We start from the raw sequence: 18,105 nt of genomic DNA, 5'->3' as shown, positions 1-18,105 counted from the left end.
TGCCCACGACTGCGCGCGAGAGATGCCGAATGCGCGGCTGGAATCCCCCGGACTGCTGCGGTTTTCTGCTGCTCGCCCTGATTACTGGTCGAACGGATAGATGCGCTTCCATTCCGTGGCCATGTCCACGACCACCCAGCCCTTGCTCTTCGCCGTATCGAGCGCCTTGTCCAGCCGACCGACCTTGCTCTCCCGGTCATAGGCCCATTCGCGCTTGCCATCGGTGTGGTGGACCAGTGCGGCCAGGCGCTTGCCCTGGCCCGCGGCGGTCCACTGCAGCATCTGCAGGTCGCCGTCGGAGTTGCCGAAGGCCAGGATCGGCCGGCGGCCGATGATGCTGTCGATGCTTTCCGGCTTGCCCGGGCCGTCATCGCTGTGGACCAGCTTGGGCAGGCGCTGGATCGACAGTTGCCCGTCGCGATCCTCGAAGCGGCTGCCCAGGGTGGTGCCGATCACCTGTTCCGGCGGAATGCCGTAGACCTCCTGGGCGAAGGCACGCATGAACGCCACTTCGCCGCCGGAGACGATGTAGGTCTTGAAGCCGTTGGCCCGCAGGTAGTCGAGCAGCTCCAGCATCGGCTGGAACACCATCTCGGTGTAGGGCTTCTGGCTGCGGGGGTGTTTCGCGCTGGCCAGCCAGCGGCGGGCATTGCCGATGAAGTCGTCGGTGCTCATGCCCGAATGGGTGGCGGCGACGATTTCCAGGATCCCCTTCATGCCGCTTTCGGCGAGAGTCTTGCGGTCGTTCTCCAGCACCGCCTTGAACGGCTGCTGGGTCTTCCACTCCGGATGCTGCGGCGCCTGGCGCTTCACTTCCTCCAGGGCGAACAGCACCTGGAAGTACATCGGCTGCTCGCTCCACAGCGTGCCGTCGTTATCGAACACCGCGATGCGTTCGGCCGGAGGGACGAAGTCCGGACCGCCTTCGCGGGTCACGGCCTCGACGAAGCCCTCGATGGCCTGGCGCGACGGGCCGTCGTTCCACGACGGCAACGGAGCGGCGGCCTGGCTCAGCAGCGGCAGGGCCAGCAACAGGGTGAACAGCCAGCGTGAAGCAACGTGTCGGTGCATGTGACGTCCTAGATGGGAAACGGCGCGGTTCAATGATTCAGGGGTTCAGCGGCTTCAGACCGTCCTTTCTGGAAGAGTCCTCGGCTCGCTCGAGGGTAGTCCGGTGCAGCGCCGGCAGCGCGTCGATCAGTTCGGTCGTTGCGCCCACGTTGCGCTCACGCCCGTAGCGAGCCCCCAAGAACCCTAGCAAAGCATTGCGTGGGGCGTTGGGAAACTCACTCGCGTGCCTACTCATTTCGCGACAACCACTCATCCGACGAATCCACAGATAGAGCGCGCCAAGCTCGGCTGGCGTGCTTTCGAGCTGGCTGCGGACCTGCCGCCAGGCGTATTCCGGAGACTCCAGCCAGGCCTGGCGACGTGCCTGGCGCCAGCGCTTCCAGGTGCCGAGCAGCGCGGCGCCCTGGCTGCGCCAGGCATAGCCCAGCACGCCCACGAGCAGCAGCGCGCCCAGCAGGAGCAGCCAATGACCAGCGATTCGGACCTGTGTCTTGCGGCCCAGCTCGCGCAGATCCTCGGTGATCGAGAACGGCGCCTGGTAGCCGGCGGCAGCGCTCGCCTCGATCTCCAGCGCCGGTACGGAGGCCGTGCGGGCCTCGCCGGTGGTGGCATCCCACCAGTGCAGTTCGATGGCCGGCAGCCGGTATTCGCCGGCCTCGGCGATCACATAGGTCACCCCATCGTCACGCACGCCGCCGTCGCTCCCACCACGACCGTCGCTCAGGGGACCGACGCTGGGTGACTGCAGGTAACGCTTCAAGCCACTGATCTCGGCGAAGCCGGGCGGTGGAATCAGCATCGCCTGGGCCCCTTCGGCCTCGATGTGCAGGCGGCGCTCCACGCTGTCGCCCACCCGCAGCGGCTCGTGGGAGCGCTTGAGTGTCTGGGTGACGCTGACCTGCCGCGCCACCAGGCGCTGCTCGCCCCCCTCGGCCCCCACTGGCCGCCGCGCGACGAAGCGTTGCGGCTGGCTGTGCACGGTGACCGGGCCGCTGCCCTGGCCGGGCGAAACCTGGATCGCCAGCGCCGGAATCTCGAAGGACCGGGCCTGCTGCGGGGTGATCTGGTAGGTGAAGCGCAGGCCGAAGAACGGCGTGCCTTCGATCTGCTCGTTCAGGTGGACGGCCTCTCCGCCGGGTTCGGAAACCACCGCGCCGTCCAGGTTCAGCTTGGGCAGGCGGGGCGCGTCGCTGAACCAGGTGTCCACCAGGAGATCGACCTGCAGGCTGAGGGTCCCGCCCACCAGGACCGAATCCGCCGGCAACAACTGGCTGCGGACCTTGACCTGGGGCTCGGCGGCCAGCGCCCAGAGTGGCATGAAAAGCATCAACAGGACGCTGAAGATTCTCACGGCGCGCGCTCCCTGGAGGCATCCTGCAACTGGAATTTGCGCCTGAGGAACTGCGCCGGCGAGGTGGTCAGGTTGTTCAGCCACATCTGGTCCGAACTGGCCTGCTGACTCTTCTGCTGCACCGTCTTGCCCTTGCCGGCGTCGTTGTCGTACTCGATCTTGTCGGCCTTCTCGTCCGGTGGACCGGCCTCCTGCTGGTCATCCCGGTCCTTCTGCAGCGCCAGGGCCAGGGCCAGGTTGGCCTGGGCTTCCGGGAAGTCCGGTTGGACACGCAACGCCTGGCGGTAGGCGGTGATGGCCTGTTCGAACTTCGACAGGCGCACGTAGGTATTGCCCAGGTAGAAATACCCCGGGGCGCTGTCCAGCCGGGCGAAATTGGCCAGCGCGACGTCGAACTCGGCGGCGCGGTAGGCCGCCAGCCCCTTCCAGTAGGTGTCCTCGAAATGCCCGGCCGCTTGCGGGTAGTGGCCGTGCTCGAACGCCCAGCGCCCCTGCTGGTCCGGGGTGAAAAAGGCATCCGCCAGGACACCGGCGTGGGCCGGCTGCGGCGGGAAGCCCAGGCTCAGCGCCAGCAGCACGCCGCTCAGCCAGTGCACTCGCCAGCCGCGGCGGACACTGAGCAGCGCCAGCAGCAACAGCGGCCAGCACAGCCAGTAGCCGGCGTCCTTCCAGTGCAGGGTCTGGTCGTCGCCGCGTACCGCCTGGAAGTGCTGCTGCGCGTGCAGTTCGATCCAGTCCAGGTCGTCGTCGTTCAGGGTCAGGCTGCCCAGCGGGGCGTCCGCCGCATCGGCCAGCCGCTTGAGCCCCTCCGAATCGAAGCGGCCGAGCTCTGGCCGGCCCTGTTCATCGAGCCGCGATTGGCCGTCGCGCCCTGGCAGCAGGCCGCTATCCCGGCTGCCCACGGCCAGTACCAGCACCTGCAGGTCGCTGCCCCGCAACTGCTGGCCGATGGCGTCGAACTGGCTGGCATCCGCGCCATCGGTGACCAGCACCAGCGTGCCCGGTGCCTGTTCGGCTGCCAGCAGGCGCTTGGCCAGGCGAATGGCGCCCAGCGCGTCCTTGCCGCTGCGCTCGATGAGCCGGGTCGACAGGGCTTGCAGGAAGCTGTCGAGCAGCGCCGGATCGTCGGTGGGCGGCAGCACCAGGTGGGCGCTGCCGGCGTAGGCGATCAGCCCGACGCGGCTGCCGGCGCGGCGTTGGATAAGGTCGCGCAACGTGTGCTGGGCGGCCGCCAGGCGCGACGGCGGCACGTCGTCGGCGTCCATCGAGGCGGACAGATCCAGCGCGAGGATCAGCGGCGCGCGGTTGTCGAGGAAGTCCGGGCGGTCCTGCTCCCAGGTGGGGCCGGCGGCGGCCACGCCGCCCAGCGCCAGCACCGCGCCGAGCAGATGCGCCGGGCGCAGCCGCTGGTTGTCGCGCGGAGTGATGACCAGATGCTGCAGCAGGTGCGGAGCGATGACGCCGCTGAGGCGGCGCGTCAGGTCATGGCGACGCTCCCACAACAGGGGCAGGAGCACGCCGGGAATCAGCATCAGCAGCCACAGCGGGCGCAGGAAGTGGAAGGCGCCCAGGTCGATGTCCATCTCAGCCCTCCTCCGCCAGGTTTCGCCGCCGACGCGGCGTGCCCAGGCGCGAGGCCAGGGCCGCCATGCCGTGGGCCACCAGCAGGGCGAGCAGCGCTGCGCCCAGCGGCAGCCAGAACAGATCGCGCTTGGGCTGGTGGCTAAGGGTTTTCACCCGGTGTGGCGTGATCTGGTCCAGGGTGGTGTAGACCGCTTGCAGCGCATCGCGGTCGTCGGCGCGGAAGAAGCGCCCACCGGTGGCGGAGGCGATGTCCTGCAGGGTCTTCAGGTCCACCTTGGCGTCACCGCTCGCCTCGGGATCGCCGATGCCGACGGTGTGCACCACGATACCCCGATCGCGGGCGATGCTCGCCGCGTGCTCCGGGGTGATGGCGCTACCGGTGTCGTTGCCGTCGGTGAGCAGCACCAGCACCTTCTCCTGCTCCCGGGCCTTGTCCAGCAGCTTCACGGTCAGGCCGATGGCGTCGCCCAGGGCGGTGTTCGGCCCGGCCATGCCGATGCCGACTTCGTCGAGCAGGATGCCGAGGCTGGCGTGGTCCAGGGTCAGCGGCGCCTGCGGATAGGCCCCGGTGCCGAAGACGATCAGGCCGATGCGATCATCCTTGCGCTTGGCGATGAAGTCGCGCACCACGCGTTTCACGGCGGTCAGGCGGTCGACCCTGTTACCGTCCGGGGCGCTGTAGTCGGTGGTCTGCATGGACTGCGAAATGTCGATGGCGAGCATCAGATCGCGGATCGGCTGCTCCCGCTCGATGGGTTTCTCCACCAGCACCGGCCGCGCGCAGGCGGCGAGGATGAGCGCCCACACCAGCAGGTTCAGCGGCAGTTGCCAGCGTCCGCCGGCGGCGCTGGCGCTGCCTGGCAACTGTCCGGTGGCCTGGCTCATGGCCGCGAAGAAGGGAACGCGCAGCGCGCTGCGCGCCTCGACATAGCGTCCCAGGTAGCGGTAGGCCAGCCAGGGAAATGGCAGCAACAGGAGCAGCCAGGGATAGTCAAACTGCCACACGATGAGCCTCGATCCATTGCCGGCTCGCGTTGAGCAGGACGTTCACGTCATGGGCCTCCAGTGCCTCGATACGGGCTGCCGGGGCGTAGGCCAGGAATGCCAGGCGCTGGGCGAAATCCGCCGGCAGCGGCGCCGTGCCGTGACGTTGGAGGAAGGCCTGCCACGCTGCCCCGTCCAGGCTCGCCGCCGCCTCCCCCGCCGGCATCGACAGGGCCACGCGCTTGAGCAACTGCGGCAGTTCACGCAGGGCGGCCAGGCGGCGTTGCGGGTCGTCCAGCGCCAGCACCAGTTGGTCGAGCCGGGCCAGCGCCTCGCGCCGGTAGCGATCGCGGCGCCAGCGCAGGTAGCGCCAGACGCCCCAGGCCAGCAGCATGGCCAACAGGATGAGCGCCAACACCAGCCAGGCCCAGGTCTGCGGCCAGTAGCTGGTCACCGGCGCCGGCAGGGCCAACTCGCGCAACTGGTCGATGCTGGGAACGGCGGCCGCACTCATCGCGGCACCACCGCCAGCCGGCCCAATTCGGCACGCAGCTGGTCGAGGCTGTCGCCTCCGGTGCTGAACATCATCAGCGGTACCTGGCTGCGGCGCAGCAAGGTGGCCACGTCCTTCAGGCGACCGGAGAGAAACTCCCCCAGGGGCCGATGCACCTGGCGCCGCTCCATTTCCAGCTCGACCTGCAGCTCGCCCTGGGTCACCGTCACCCGGCCCCTGTCGGGCAGCTTGAGCGCGATGGGGTCGAATACCTGCAGGGCCAGCACATCGTTGTGGGCACTGAGCTGGCGCAGCAACTGCAAGGTCTGCGCGGAGACGCCGGCGAAGTCGCTGACGATCACGATCAGGTGGTCGTGTCCGGCGATGCCCAGGCACTCCCTCAGCACGCGGTCCAGCTGGCCGGGCGCTTCGTCTTCGCTGCGCGTGGCGTGCAAGGCGTGGTTGTGGCGGACGATGGCCGAGCACAGCGCCTCCACCCGCGCCCGGCTGCGCAACGGCCGCACGTACTCGATGTGATGGTCACCGAACACGATGCCGCCCACCCGGTCGCCGGCATGGAAGGCCATCCAGGCGCCGATGGCGCCCAGTTCGGCGGCGGTCACCGATTTGAAGTTGCGCTGCGAACCGAAGTACATGCTCATGCGCTGGTCGACCAGCAACAGGGTCGGCCGGTCGCGTTCTTCGGTGTAGCTGCGCACGAAAGGTTTGCCGTAGCGCAGGGAGGCCCGCCAGTCCAGGTGGCGCAGGTCGTCGCCGGGGTTGTACTGGCGCAGCTCGTCGAAGCTCAGGCCACGACCGCGCAGACGCGCGGCATGGTTTCCGGAAAGCACGCTGGAAAGCGGCTGCCGCGAGAGGAAGCTCAGGCCGCGCACGCGATGCTCCAGCAGCATCAACTGCGGCAACGAGGCGTAGACGAAGCCGTCGGCGATGGGGCGTTGCTCCTGCATGGCCCCTCCTCTACGCCGGAACCGCCACTTTATCGAGCAGGCGGTCGAGCACCTGATCGGCGCCCACGCCGTCGGCCACCGCATCATAGGAAAGCAGCAACCGGTGGCGCAGCACCGGATGGAGCACCGCGCGGACGTCGTCGGGGGAGACGTAGTCGTTCCCGTCGAGCCAGGCATGGGCGCGCGCCACACGGTCGAGGCTGATGCCGCCGCGCGGGCTGGCGCCGACCCGGATCCAGCGCGCCAGGTCCGCATCGTAGTCGGCGGGCTGGCGCGTGGCGTGGATCAGGTCCATCAGGTAGCGGTCCAGCGGCTCGGAGACGTGCACGCGCCCCACCTCGCGGCGCGCGGCGAAGATCACCTCTTGGGGCAGCAGCTCGGGACGCTCCCGCGCCTCGCCCGTCTGCTGGCGCTGCTCTTCCTCGCGCACCAGGCGCAGGACCTGGGTTTCGTCCTCCACCTTCGGGTAGTCGATGAGCAGTTTCATCAGGAAGCGGTCCATCTGCGCCTCGGGCAACGGGTAGGTGCCTTCCTGCTCGATGGGGTTCTGCGTGGCCAGCACCATGAACAGCCCCGGCATGGCGTGGGCCTGCCCGGCCACGGTGATCTGCCGTTCCTCCATCGCCTCCAGCAGCGCGGCCTGGACCTTGGCCGGCGCGCGGTTGATCTCGTCGGCGAGGATGACGTTGCCGAACAGCGGGCCCGCCTGGAACTTGAGCTGGTTGCCGGATTCGGTCTGCTGGAGGATTTCCCCGCCGGTGATGTCGGAGGGCAGCAGGTCCGGTGTGAACTGGATGCGGCTCATGTGCGCATCCAGGTGAGTGGCAAGCGCCTTGACCGTTCGGGTTTTCGCCAGGCCCGGAAGGCTTTCCAGCAGGACGTGACCGTTGGCCAGCAGGCCCAGCAGGATATGGCGGATACCTTGCTGCTGGCCCAGTATCTGCGATCCGATGCTGGACTCCAGCTTGGCGATCTGCTCACGAGTGTCCACCGCGTTCTTCCTTGTTCGATTATTTTTATCGAGTCGATTCCGCGCGTGCCGGAATCCTGATCGCACACTCTGCCACGCACTGCGCCGCAGAACGAAGCCTTTCTACTGTAATCCCGATCAGATCACGCCGCCCGCACCGCGCAGAATCGAATTACTTCGAAATCGATGTCGCGAAATGCACACGCACCGAAGGTCGCGGACGCTGCAGAGTGGCGCAGCCCATTACGGGTCCGGCGATGGACTGGCCACGCATGCCGCCTACACTCTCGGGTGGCCGGGCGATCCGGACGCCGAGCAATCCAGACGGCGCACCGACGCCACGCCATTGGGGATCCACAAGGACTGCGCGCTGCATGCACTGGGCGGCGGGGTGAGCTGATGTTTTTGCGGCCACCTGCAACATTTCCATGACAACAAACTGCTATCACTGCCTGATCCCAAGACCTTTAAGGAGCCATACGATGAAGTCGAAGTTTCTGCTGGCCACACTGTGCGGCGCATCTCTCGCGTTGTCTGGTTGTGCGAGCAAATACGTGGAGCCCGAGAGTTACTCCGGGTTCCTGAAGAACTACAGCATTCTCAAGGAAGACAAGTCACCCACCGGCGCGCCGGTCATGCGCTGGATCGATCCGAGCGTGGACGTGAGCCGCTTCAGCAGCGTCTACGTCGAGCCCAGCCAGCTCTATCCGCAGCCGCAGCCCACCGAGAAGATTCCGCAGAGCACCCTCACGGGGATCACCAGCTACTACGACCAGGCCCTGAAAACCCAGTTCGCCAAGGCCCTGCCGCTGGCCAGCGCCCCCGCTCCGGGCGTGCTGGTGGTGCGCCCGGCGATTACCGCCGTCAGCGCCTCGACCCAGGGCCTGCAACCCTACGAGGTCATCCCGATCGCCCTGGTGGCCGCCGGCATCAGCACCGCCGCCGGCATCCGCGACCAGGACACCAGCGTCGCCACCGAAGCGGCCTTCCTCGACGGCGGCAGCGGCAAGGTCGTCGCCGAAGTGGTGCGCAAGGGCGCCGGCACGGAGCTGGAGAACTCTTCCCAGGTCATGCAGGCCACGGACGCACGCGCCGTGCTCGATGGCTGGGCTTCGGACATGCTCAAGACCTTCCAGTCGCTCAAGAACAAATGATCCGACAGGCCCGGAGCGCGCCGCGCGTCCGGGCTTTGTTTGCACTTTTGTGTCATCCCGCAATACTTGTTTCACCCTACACCCGAGCCCCTGGCAGGAACCAGGGCTTGCAGCGCCCCGTTAGCCCGCAATACCTATCAAGTGTGATCACATGGACAGCATCCGCGGTACCGCCTTCCTTCAGTTTGGCGAATTGCTCTCCGAGCAAGGCGCAACATTGCGCGAGCACCTGGCTCCCCATCACGTCGACCTGGACGTGGTCGGCAACTTCGAGAAGAAGTTTTCCTATAAGAGCCTTGCGCAGATTTTCGAGGGCAGCGCACGCGCCGTCCACATGCCGGAACTGGGCCTGGAGCTGGCGGCACGCCAGGGCTCCTCGCTGCTCGGTCCCCTGCAGCACCTGGCGCGATCGGCGCCGACCGTGGGCGATGGCCTGGTCGCGGTGTTGCGCTACATGCACCTGTACAGCCCCTCCATCCACTACCGCCTCGAACGCCGCCCCGGCAACGTGCTGCTGTATTTCGACAACTCCCTGCCCTGCCCCGAGGCAATCCCGCAGATCGTCGAGAAGTCGGTGCTGCAGGGCAAGCTGCTGGTCTCCGAGCTGATGGGCGCCGCGTTCCGACCCCGGTCGGTGCTGCTGCGCCATCAACCGCAAGCCGACATCGCCCTCTATCGCCGCTACTTCGGCTGCCCGGTGCTGTTCGGCCAGGAGCACAACGCCCTCGCCCTGTCGCCGATTTCCCTGCAGCATCCCTGCATCCAGCACGATCCGGTGCTGCACTCCATCGTGCGCTTTTACCTGGAAGCCCAGAGCTCGTCGGACGACGACCTGCGCAGCAAGGTGGAACGCCACATCCAGATGCTGCTGCCCAAGTGCCGCTGCAGCCTCCAGCAGGTCGCCCACAACCTGGGCCTGAACACGAGAACCCTGCAACGGCGACTGGCCAACGACGGCATCGACTTCGAGGGGCACGTCGAACAGATCCGCCGCCAGCAGGCCGAGCATTTGCTGTGCCGCACGACCCTGACCGTGGGCCAGATCGCCCGTGAACTGGGCTACAACCGCACGGCATCGTTCTGCCGTGCGCACCTGCGCTGGTTCGGCATGCCACCGCTGGAGCACCGCCGGCTGCATGGCAAGCACCCGTTCCACGCTGGCAGCTCGACGGACGACTGAGCGGAACGGAGCGCCGCCGTCGATCGCCGGGGGCGCTCTGCCATGATTCAAGGGATCGCCGCATCCAGCGTCTATCATCAAGGCCAATGGATCCCGGAGCCGCGGACGACAGCATGGCCAACATACTCCTCATCGATCAGCAACCGCTGAGCTCCCTGGGCGCGGAAACTGCCCTGCGCAATGCCGGGCACAGCGTGATCGGCCCCGAGCGGAACGGCCTGGACGGGCTCGCCGCGTTTCGTGCCCGGTCGCCGGACCTGGTCATCCTGGAGCTCGACATCCCCAAGCTGGGCGGCCTCGATGTGATCAAGCGGATCGTGTCCAGGAAGTCCGACACCAAGGTGCTGGTGCTGACCTCGCTGCCCGCCGACGTGTACGAACACCTTTGCCTGGCGACCGGCGCCGCTGGCTTCGTGTCCAAGGACGACGCCCTCGAAACCTTCCTCGACGCCGTGGCCAAGGTGCTGGCCGGACGCACCTATTTCCAGGCCAGGGCGCTGCATCTCGACGCTGGTGCGAACGCCACCGAGGCCGGAGCGGAGCAACTGACGGCGCGGGAGCTCACGGTGCTGCGCTACCTCGCCGACGGCTACCGGGTGAAGCAGATCGCCGACGAGCTGCTGCTCAGCGACCGCACCGTCAGTACCTACAAGACCCGCCTGCTGGAAAAGACCGGCACCCGCTCGCTGGTCGAGCTGCTCCAGGTCGCCGCACAGCGTGGGCTGCTCGATGACTGGCCGGGAATAACGGCGCATGACGTCGCCCCGAAAAAGGACACCTCCCGCTTCGCTGATCTCCTCGACCAGGTCCCCTACCCCATCTGCCTGCGCGCGCCGGACGGTCGGATACTCGCGACCAACCAGGCCTTCCTGAGTTATCTCGGTCTGACGCAGGATGAGGTGCTGAATACCTGGCAACGGGATCTTGGGATCATCGACGAGGAACACATCCTGCATGCGCGGGTCACCTTCGAGGACGCCGTCCAGAAGCGCATCCCCTACATGATGCTGGTCCCGATGTATCTCCGTGGCCAGCGACGGGTGATCCGGCACAGCGGTCACCCGGTGCTGGATGAGAACGGCGAGCTGCTGGGCATGCTCTGCACCTCGGTGGACCTGGACGAGGAAGCGCAGAAGATCCAGGCCCTGCACAACCAGGTCTCCTATTTCTCCTCGATCCAGAAGCGCCGCGGCATCTACCTGCTGCAGCATGGCGACGAGGTCGCCAACCTCATCGCCAACGCCCAGATGATTCTTCAGGGGCGCCAGAGCTCGGATTACCAAGGCGGACTCGCCGTTCTGCTGGAGCGCATCCAGGATAATGTGCAGATGGTTTCCGAACTGGTGCGCATGGAATTGGGCGAGATTCCGCTGACGCCTTTCCCCGAGAACCTGAACCATCTGACCCAGGAATCGCTCAAGGTCCTGCCCGGCGATAGCGTCCCGGCCTGGACACTCATCACCGCCCGCGCCCAACCGCACGGCTGGATCGATCCGGCGCGCTATGCCTGCCTGCTCAAGGCCCTGCTGCTGCACATGAAGCATGAAGGCGCCCTGGGTGCCACGATACAGCTCGAGTGGTTCGAGCGGGAGGCCGACCACCTGGACTGGACACTGAACGTCAAGGGCGCCACCGCGCCGAAGCACACGGACGCCACGCCCGTCCTCTACCTCGCCCTGGCCGGCAAGCTGTGCGACCTGTTGCACGGAAGCCTGGAGATCGTCCGCGACGACGGCCTGGTCTTCGAGGCGAGCGTCATCCTCTCGGTCCCCATCGCATCGATGCAACCTGCCCCCTAGGTTAGGAATCGCACTACAAGGCATTGCCTGAACGCACGCTTACCCGGTTTCGATCCGAGGCGAATCATTTCTCCTAGCTAAACCTAATCAGGAGAATGCGATGAGCATCCAATCGAAGGCGGAAAAGGGACACCCTTGTTCTCCGCTCACTACCCTCTGCATCGCCATCGCGCTGGCCTCCGCCGGAGCCACCTTCCCGGTGACCTACGCGCTCGCCGACAACCTGCCGCAGGGAGGCCAGGTCGTCGGCGGCCAGGCGACCATCAGCCAGCAGGGCAAAAACATGGACATCAACACGTCCAGCGCCCGCACCGCGATCAACTGGCAGCGCTTCAACGTCGGTCCCGACAACAAGATCACCTTCAACCAGCCTGACGGCAAATCCGTCACCCTCAACCGGGTGATCGGTGCCGATCCGTCGAAGATCTACGGGGCCATTACCTCCAACGGCCAACTGATCCTGGTGAACCCCAACGGCATCATGGTTGGACCCAAGGCTCACATCTCATCCAGCGCCCTGGTGGCGAGCGCCGGCTTCCTCACCGAGGAGCAGGCCAGGCAGTTTGCCGCGACCGGCAAGCTGGACATCCAGCTCACCGGCCCGGTGACCAACCAGGGGCGCATCACCGTCCAAGACAACGGCATGGTCGCGCTGCTCGGCGCCCAGGTGAACAACGCCGGAGTGATCCAGGCCCGCAAAGGCATGGTGCAGCTGGCCACCGGTCCCAGGGCGACCCTCGACTTCCACGGTGACGGCCTGCTCAACATCGCGGTGAACGGCGAACCCGGCGAGCGCGGCAGCGTCAACGGTGACGTCACCGGCGGCGTGCACAACAGCGGCGAGATCGATGTCGGCAACGGCACGGTCGCCATGAGCGCCCAGCGCGCGGCCAAGCACCTGGACTCGGTGATCAACGTCGGCGGCAACGTGGTGGCCGATTCGGTCAGCCACGACGGCGGCACCATCGTGCTCGGCAACTCGGCCCGGACCAACGTGACCGGCAACCTCAGCGCCAAGGGCGTCAACGGCGGCCAGGTCAAGGTGCTGGGCGACGAAGTGAGCGTCGCCGGCACTGCCAAGATCGACACCAGCGGCACCCAGGGCGCCGGCGGCAAGGTACTGGTGGGTGGCAGCTACCAGGGCAAAGGTGGCGAACAGCATGCCCAGAGCACCACTGTCGATAAAGGAGCGGAGCTGCGCGCGGACGGACATACGGCCGGCGGCCAGGTGGTGGTTTGGAGCGATGGCAAGACACACTTCTCCGGCCAGGCCAGCGCTAAAGGTCAGCACAAAGGTGGCACTGTAGAAACTTCCGGCAAGCAATTACGGGTAACCCGTGACGCGAGAGTCGATACGAGTGGCGCCATCAAGGGCACCTGGCTGCTCGATCCGGAGACGGTCAACATCGTCAGCGACACTCAGGCTGACGCCGGCACTGGTGTCGCCAACGGCTCCACGACAGGACCCAGTACTTCGGATCTGTGGAACGTATCGGTCAGCGCCATCGTCAACGGACTAGCCAGTGGAAACGTCGAGGTCTCGGCTAGCAACCGCATCAATGTCAACACCGCCATCGTGGCTACAAATATCGGGCAGGACGGTAATGGCCAGGCCGGCACGTTGTCGCTGATAGCCACTGGAAATCCCATACAAGGCAAATCCTACGAAGGCAACGACCTGAGCAGCGATAGTGGCTCGGTCTATATCAACGCTCCGATTCTGCTCAAGGACGGCAATCTGTTCATCGCAGCAACCGGCGATATCCGCTTGAACAACACGGGCCCGAACTACGGCCAGCGGGCAATCATCGACGTCGGCGACGGTATCGCCTGGCTTCGCACCTCCAATGTCGCGTCGATCACTCAGCAGGAAGGCACCGCCCTCATGGGCAAACAAGTCGCGCTGGAAGGTGCCAGCGTGCGTATGGAGAGTGATCTGAACTACGCCGGCACGCTGGCCGGCAAGGCCAGCAACGGTATCTTCCGCTTCAACCAGACCAATGCTGCCGGTACGACCACCACCGGTACCGTCACCGCTCCGTTCTCTGGAGAAAGCCTGACCGGCGTAACGGCCCAACAACTGGTTTATCGCGGCTACCAGGACGTCGTGGCCAATTCGGCCAACACCTATGGTACGAATCCCACTCCAGTGGTTCTCAAGACCCAGGATGGTTCGTCCTTTGATTACATGGTGTTCGAAGCCACCGGGTTCGTGACCCCAGACGGCAATGGCGGCTACCGGGATGTCGACTCGAATGTCCTGCTGAACTATCTCGATAGCTCGGATTACCTCGTCAGCGGGCTGACCTTCAAAGACTCGGCCGGCATCACCTGGAACATCAAACCAGATGCTAACGATCCCGCCCTGAGTATGGTCACCCGCACCGACGCAGCTGGGAACGCTACCCAATCAAGAGTTCCTGTGGGTTTCTCCTTCGATGCCAACGGCGGCCTTCAGGTGGTTTCCACCCTGCACGATGCCGGCTGGGGGGTTGAACCTTACTCTTACATCCATGGCGCCAGTGACCAGAAAGAAATCCAGCACAACGCTCAGGACGGCAGCAGCCAGCAGTTGATCGTTAACCTTGGCAGCAGAGTGGACTCCGTTGAGGCCATCATTTCGAACCTGATCAATGACACCTACTGGCTGACAAAAGCTGATAATTCAGGCCCCTCCCTGAATCCTGGCGAACAGGCCCTTGAACGCGCTCGCGTTCACTTCTATGAGACGGTCGACAAAACCAACGAACAGGGGGTAATCCTCAACAATGCCAAGCAGGCCACCGTCAGCGTCACTGCGGATGACAAGACGCGCGAGTATGGCGATTCCAACCCGTCACTGACCCAAACCACCACTTACGACACCAATGCCCAGGCGGTCAAAGGAGTCGACGACTACGTCAATCAGCAACTCGGACGAAGTGGAATCCAGGTCAACGATCCAACCACAACTGCAACCGCAACGAGTGACGTCAAGGCTGGCGGCTACGACATAACCAACAACATCACCTCGGATGAACGTTCCCAGGGTCGCTACAAGGTTGAAGACAACAAGGGCACTCTCTCCGTCGAGCAGGCCCAGCTGAGGGTCAAAGCCGACCAAAAGACCAAGGTCTACGGCGACGGCGATCCTTCTCTCACCTACCAGGTTACCGGGCAGAAATTAGGCGAAAACACCAGCACCCTGGTGGCCGGCGACGTTGCCCGAGACGCAGGTGAGAATGTTGGCTCTTACGGCATAACCCAGGGCAGCGTGAATAGCCTGTCCGGGAACTATCGGATCTCCTTTGAAGGCAATCTGCTGCACATCACACCTGCGGTGCTAGAGGTTACCGCTCATGACAAAACCAAGATCTACGGCGATGCCGACCCCCACCTGAGCTATACGGTCAACGGCTTGAAAAATACTGATCAGGCTAACGCTGTACTGAACTCAGGCCCGCTGACGCGGGAAGCTGGCGAGAACGTCCGTCCAGGAGGCTATGCCATAGGCCGAGGCAACCTGGCGCTCACCAGCGGCAACTACACCATGGTGTTCAAAGATGGGACGCTGCAGATCACCCCGGCGCAGTTGGTGGTGACAGCAGACAACAAGTCCAAGGTGAAAGGACAGGCAGACCCAGCACTCACCTATCAGGTGAGCGGCCTGAAGAACGGCGACGCCACCTCGGTAGCCCAAGGGACTCTCAGCCGGGCAGCAGGGGAGGAAGTAGGTAGCTATGCCATTGGCCAGAACGCCCCGTTCCATGCCGGCAGCAACTATACGGTGACCTTCCGCGACGGGGCCCTGATCATCACGGGCCCGCTGGCTCCGGTCGACCCTGTCACACCTGTCGATCCGGTTACCCCGGTAACTCCGGTCGAGCCAGTTGTCCCGGTTTTTCCCGTTTCTCCGAACCTGTCCGGCGCTGCTCTGCCAGTCACAGCGCAATCGCCGGGAAACACCCGTTGCGATGCTCTCGAGTCTCCAAGTGCTGTATCGGCCAACTACACGGTCTCGCCGGCGATAGTTCGCACCTACGCCGTGCAACTGATCTGCAAACCCCGCGCTTATGGCGACAAGACCAGCACCACGCCAGACATCCGCGACGTGCTCAGTTACGCCAACAGCCTCATCAAGGACGGCAAGTTCATCGTCCCGGACTGGAACCGCAGCGTGATCCCTCACGACCTGAAGGTTCCGAACAAGGGAGGTAAATAGTCATGAAAACCCATCCCTCTACCCTTACGCGTCTCGCCACGGCGGTCCTCTCCGGCCTGTTGCTGCTGGGCTCCCAGGCCCAGGCCGCCCCGCTGGGGCAGCTCGACCCCGGTCGCGTGGAAGTGCCGGACCGCACCGGCGTGCGCACCTCGCCCACCCAGATGCCCGGTACCCTGGAACTGCCGGAAACCGTGATCACCCCCGAGCTGCAACCCGAGCCTCGGGAACTGGAGGCGCTGCCGAGCACGCGCTTCCTAGTCAACAAGGTCACCCTCGAAGGCGCCACCAGCTATCCGCCCGGCACTTTCGACACGGTACTCAAGCGCCTGGAAGGCCACCGGGTGACCCTGGGCGAAATCCAGGCGGTGACCGACACCATCACCCAGCGCTACCGCAAGGCCGGCTTCCTGCTGGCCAGGACCTACGTCCCGCAGCAGCGGCTCGAAGGCGGCAAGCTGGTGCTGCGGGTGTTCGAAGGCAAGGTCAATGACGTGAGCTTCCAGGGCCCGACCAACAAGGCCCTGGAACGCTACGCCGACAACATCAGGAAAGAGACGCCGCCGACCAGCAAGACCATCGAGCGCAACCTCCTTTTGATGAACGATGTGTCGGGCAACGACAGCCGGGGGACGCTGCAGGCCTCCCCGGTCGAGAACGGCACCGACCTCGCCGTCGAGAACACCCTGCGCAAGTACGAAGGCTTCTTCGGCTTCGACAACCGCGACAGCCGCTATTTCGGCCCCTGGCAGGTCTATGGTGGTGTCGGCGTCAACGACCTCACCGGCCACGGCGACCATCTGGGCATCCGCGCCGGCCAGTCCATCGAAGGCGACAAGATGACCTTCTTCGAGGGCCAGTACGAGCTGCCGGTGGGCAGCAAAGGCGATGTGGTGAGCTTCCTCGCCCAACACAACGATGGCCATGCCGATACCTACTCGTTCCTCAACGCCAACAGCTCCGGCGACACCTTCGCGGTACGCATCACCCGACCGTGGATTCGCCAGCGCGACCAGACGTTCAAGACCTCGGCCGCCTTCACCTACTACAACGGCACCTCCGAGTACCTGGACGACAAGAACCTGCCGCCCTCCAGCGAAGACCGTATCCGCGCGATCCGCCTGGGCGCCAGCTATGACTGGTTCGACAGTTTCGGCGGCAAGAACCTGGTCAAGGCCGAACTGAGCAAGGGCCTGGCCATCATGGGCTCAAGCAGCGAGAGCCGCGCCAACCCGTCCCGCGAGGGCGGCGAGACCGACTTCAGCAAGCTCCAGGTCGACGCCCAGCGCCTGCAGGATCTGTCCAGGCTCATGGACGGCCTGAACCTCTACGTCGCCGGCACCGCGCAGACCGCCTTCGGCCAGCGGCTGCTCTCGCCCGAGCAGTTCGGCGTCGGCGGCAGTGAGTTCGGCCGTGGCTACGATCCGTCCGAGATCACCGGCGACAGCGGTTTCGCGGTCAAGACCGAGCTGCAGTACAACCGCATCCACACCTGGAGGGACTACGCGATTCCGACCCAGTACTACACCTACTGGGACTTCGGCAAAGTCTGGAGCAAGGATCCCTCCTGGGTCAGCTCGGAAAGCCTGTCCTCCACCGGGTTCGGCGCCCACTACAACGTCTACCAGGACACCTACGTCTCGCCGGAAGTCGCCTTCCCGCTGACGCGCTCGGTATCCGCCAAGGAGATCGACGACGACAACGGCAAGGCTCCGCGCTTCTACATCAACTTCCTGAAGCTGTTCTGAGGACCGGAGGGCAATGTCGTGAGACCGCCACTCGATCCTCTCCGTACGATCCGCAGCGCCTCCTTCAACAGCGATGTCGCGGCCGAACTGCTGCTGGAGTTGCAGCACCGCTACCTGCCGCCGCCCGATCTCGCCGCCCGCATCGCCGACGTAGTGCAGCACATGGATAACGATGCGCGGGCGCTGGAGGCACTCTTTCAGTCCATCGTCCGGCGGGAACTGCTGCTGATCCGCGAGCAATAGCGGCGCTAAGGGACGGTGACAGCGGCGGGCCCGTTCCTCCCGGCTCACCGTCCCGGCAGGGCGTCCTGGTTCAAGGGGCAGGACGCCGCCTGCCGCCGGCATCGGCGGCGAACTCCAGCTTACCCACCTGCCCGAACAGGGCTGCAGCGCTACCGTCCACCTGCTGCTGAACCTGGCCGGCCGCTAGCCTTGGCGGGCCCGTGGCGGTCTCCGAAGCACGGCGGCCTGCGTCCCCTGATAGCCACCTGGCTCGCGACACTGCAGTGGCAGAACTGTCGTACAGCGGCTATCGCTGCGCATGACTCGTCCCAGGACAAGTCTGAAGTCGTTTCTTTTCGCGACACCCGATTTTCGGCAATTGA

Annotated in this window: 13 protein-coding genes; 6 read left to right on the top strand and 7 right to left on the bottom strand. The window is 65.3% G+C overall.

The window, feature by feature from the left end; translation table 11 throughout:
- Positions 1-81: 81 nt before the first annotated feature.
- From H681_RS12165 to H681_RS12135, 7 genes are read right to left on the bottom strand one after another with little or no spacing between them, the layout of a single operon-like run.
- Positions 82-1,071: an HAD family hydrolase gene (locus H681_RS12165; protein WP_015477161.1), complete on the bottom strand. Its 990-nt coding sequence runs from the start codon at positions 1,069-1,071 to the stop codon at positions 82-84.
- Between the two features lie 37 nt (positions 1,072-1,108).
- Positions 1,109-2,422: a BatD family protein gene (locus H681_RS12160; protein WP_015477160.1), complete on the bottom strand. Its 1,314-nt coding sequence runs from the start codon at positions 2,420-2,422 to the stop codon at positions 1,109-1,111.
- Positions 2,419-4,005 carry a VWA domain-containing protein gene (locus H681_RS12155; RefSeq protein ID WP_015477159.1) on the bottom strand — a complete coding sequence of 529 codons (1,587 nt, stop codon included), beginning with the start codon at positions 4,003-4,005 and terminating at the stop codon, positions 2,419-2,421. The genes H681_RS12160 and H681_RS12155 overlap by 4 nt, the downstream gene beginning before the upstream one ends.
- Position 4,006: 1 nt before the next feature.
- Positions 4,007-5,011: a vWA domain-containing protein gene (locus H681_RS12150; RefSeq protein ID WP_015477158.1), complete on the bottom strand. Its 1,005-nt coding sequence runs from the start codon at positions 5,009-5,011 to the stop codon at positions 4,007-4,009.
- The gene (locus tag H681_RS12145; RefSeq protein ID WP_015477157.1) at positions 4,998-5,504 is read right to left on the bottom strand and encodes a DUF4381 domain-containing protein; all 507 of its coding nucleotides are present in this window, start codon (positions 5,502-5,504) and stop codon (positions 4,998-5,000) included. Before H681_RS12145 ends, H681_RS12150 begins: the two co-directional genes overlap by 14 nt.
- The gene (locus tag H681_RS12140; RefSeq protein WP_015477156.1) at positions 5,501-6,451 is read right to left on the bottom strand and encodes a DUF58 domain-containing protein; all 951 of its coding nucleotides are present in this window, start codon (positions 6,449-6,451) and stop codon (positions 5,501-5,503) included. Before H681_RS12140 ends, H681_RS12145 begins: the two co-directional genes overlap by 4 nt.
- Positions 6,452-6,461: 10 nt before the next feature.
- Positions 6,462-7,442 carry an AAA family ATPase gene (locus tag H681_RS12135; protein WP_015477155.1) on the bottom strand — a complete coding sequence of 327 codons (981 nt, stop codon included), beginning with the start codon at positions 7,440-7,442 and terminating at the stop codon, positions 6,462-6,464.
- A 461-nt stretch (positions 7,443-7,903) separates the two neighbouring features.
- Here H681_RS12135 and H681_RS12130 point away from each other — a divergent pair, with 461 nt between their 5' ends.
- The 6 genes from H681_RS12130 (at position 7,904) to H681_RS12105 (ending at position 17,743) form a co-directional block, all read left to right on the top strand.
- Positions 7,904-8,575: a DUF3313 domain-containing protein gene (locus H681_RS12130; RefSeq protein ID WP_015477154.1), complete on the top strand. Its 672-nt coding sequence runs from the start codon at positions 7,904-7,906 to the stop codon at positions 8,573-8,575.
- A 151-nt stretch (positions 8,576-8,726) separates the two neighbouring features.
- Positions 8,727-9,755 (top strand): AraC family transcriptional regulator, encoded by a 1,029-nt coding sequence (locus H681_RS12125; protein WP_015477153.1) that lies wholly within the window; start codon positions 8,727-8,729, stop codon positions 9,753-9,755.
- Between the two features lie 113 nt (positions 9,756-9,868).
- Positions 9,869-11,554 carry a LuxR C-terminal-related transcriptional regulator gene (locus H681_RS12120; protein ID WP_015477152.1) on the top strand — a complete coding sequence of 562 codons (1,686 nt, stop codon included), beginning with the start codon at positions 9,869-9,871 and terminating at the stop codon, positions 11,552-11,554.
- 100 nt (positions 11,555-11,654) lie between these two features.
- Positions 11,655-15,755: an MBG domain-containing protein gene (locus H681_RS12115; protein WP_015477151.1), complete on the top strand. Its 4,101-nt coding sequence runs from the start codon at positions 11,655-11,657 to the stop codon at positions 15,753-15,755.
- Positions 15,756-15,757: 2 nt separating this feature from the next.
- Positions 15,758-17,500 carry a ShlB/FhaC/HecB family hemolysin secretion/activation protein gene (locus H681_RS12110; RefSeq protein WP_015477150.1) on the top strand — a complete coding sequence of 581 codons (1,743 nt, stop codon included), beginning with the start codon at positions 15,758-15,760 and terminating at the stop codon, positions 17,498-17,500.
- Positions 17,501-17,518: 18 nt separating this feature from the next.
- Complete coding sequence (locus H681_RS12105; RefSeq protein ID WP_015477149.1) at positions 17,519-17,743, top strand: hypothetical protein; 225 nt, start codon at positions 17,519-17,521, stop codon at positions 17,741-17,743.
- Positions 17,744-18,105 lie beyond the last annotated feature (362 nt).

The organism is Pseudomonas sp. ATCC 13867 (genome assembly GCF_000349845.1).
GTDB lineage: Bacteria > Pseudomonadota > Gammaproteobacteria > Pseudomonadales > Pseudomonadaceae > Pseudomonas.
Note: the sequence above shows the minus strand (reverse complement) of the source record. Positions and strands in the feature narration are given on the sequence as shown.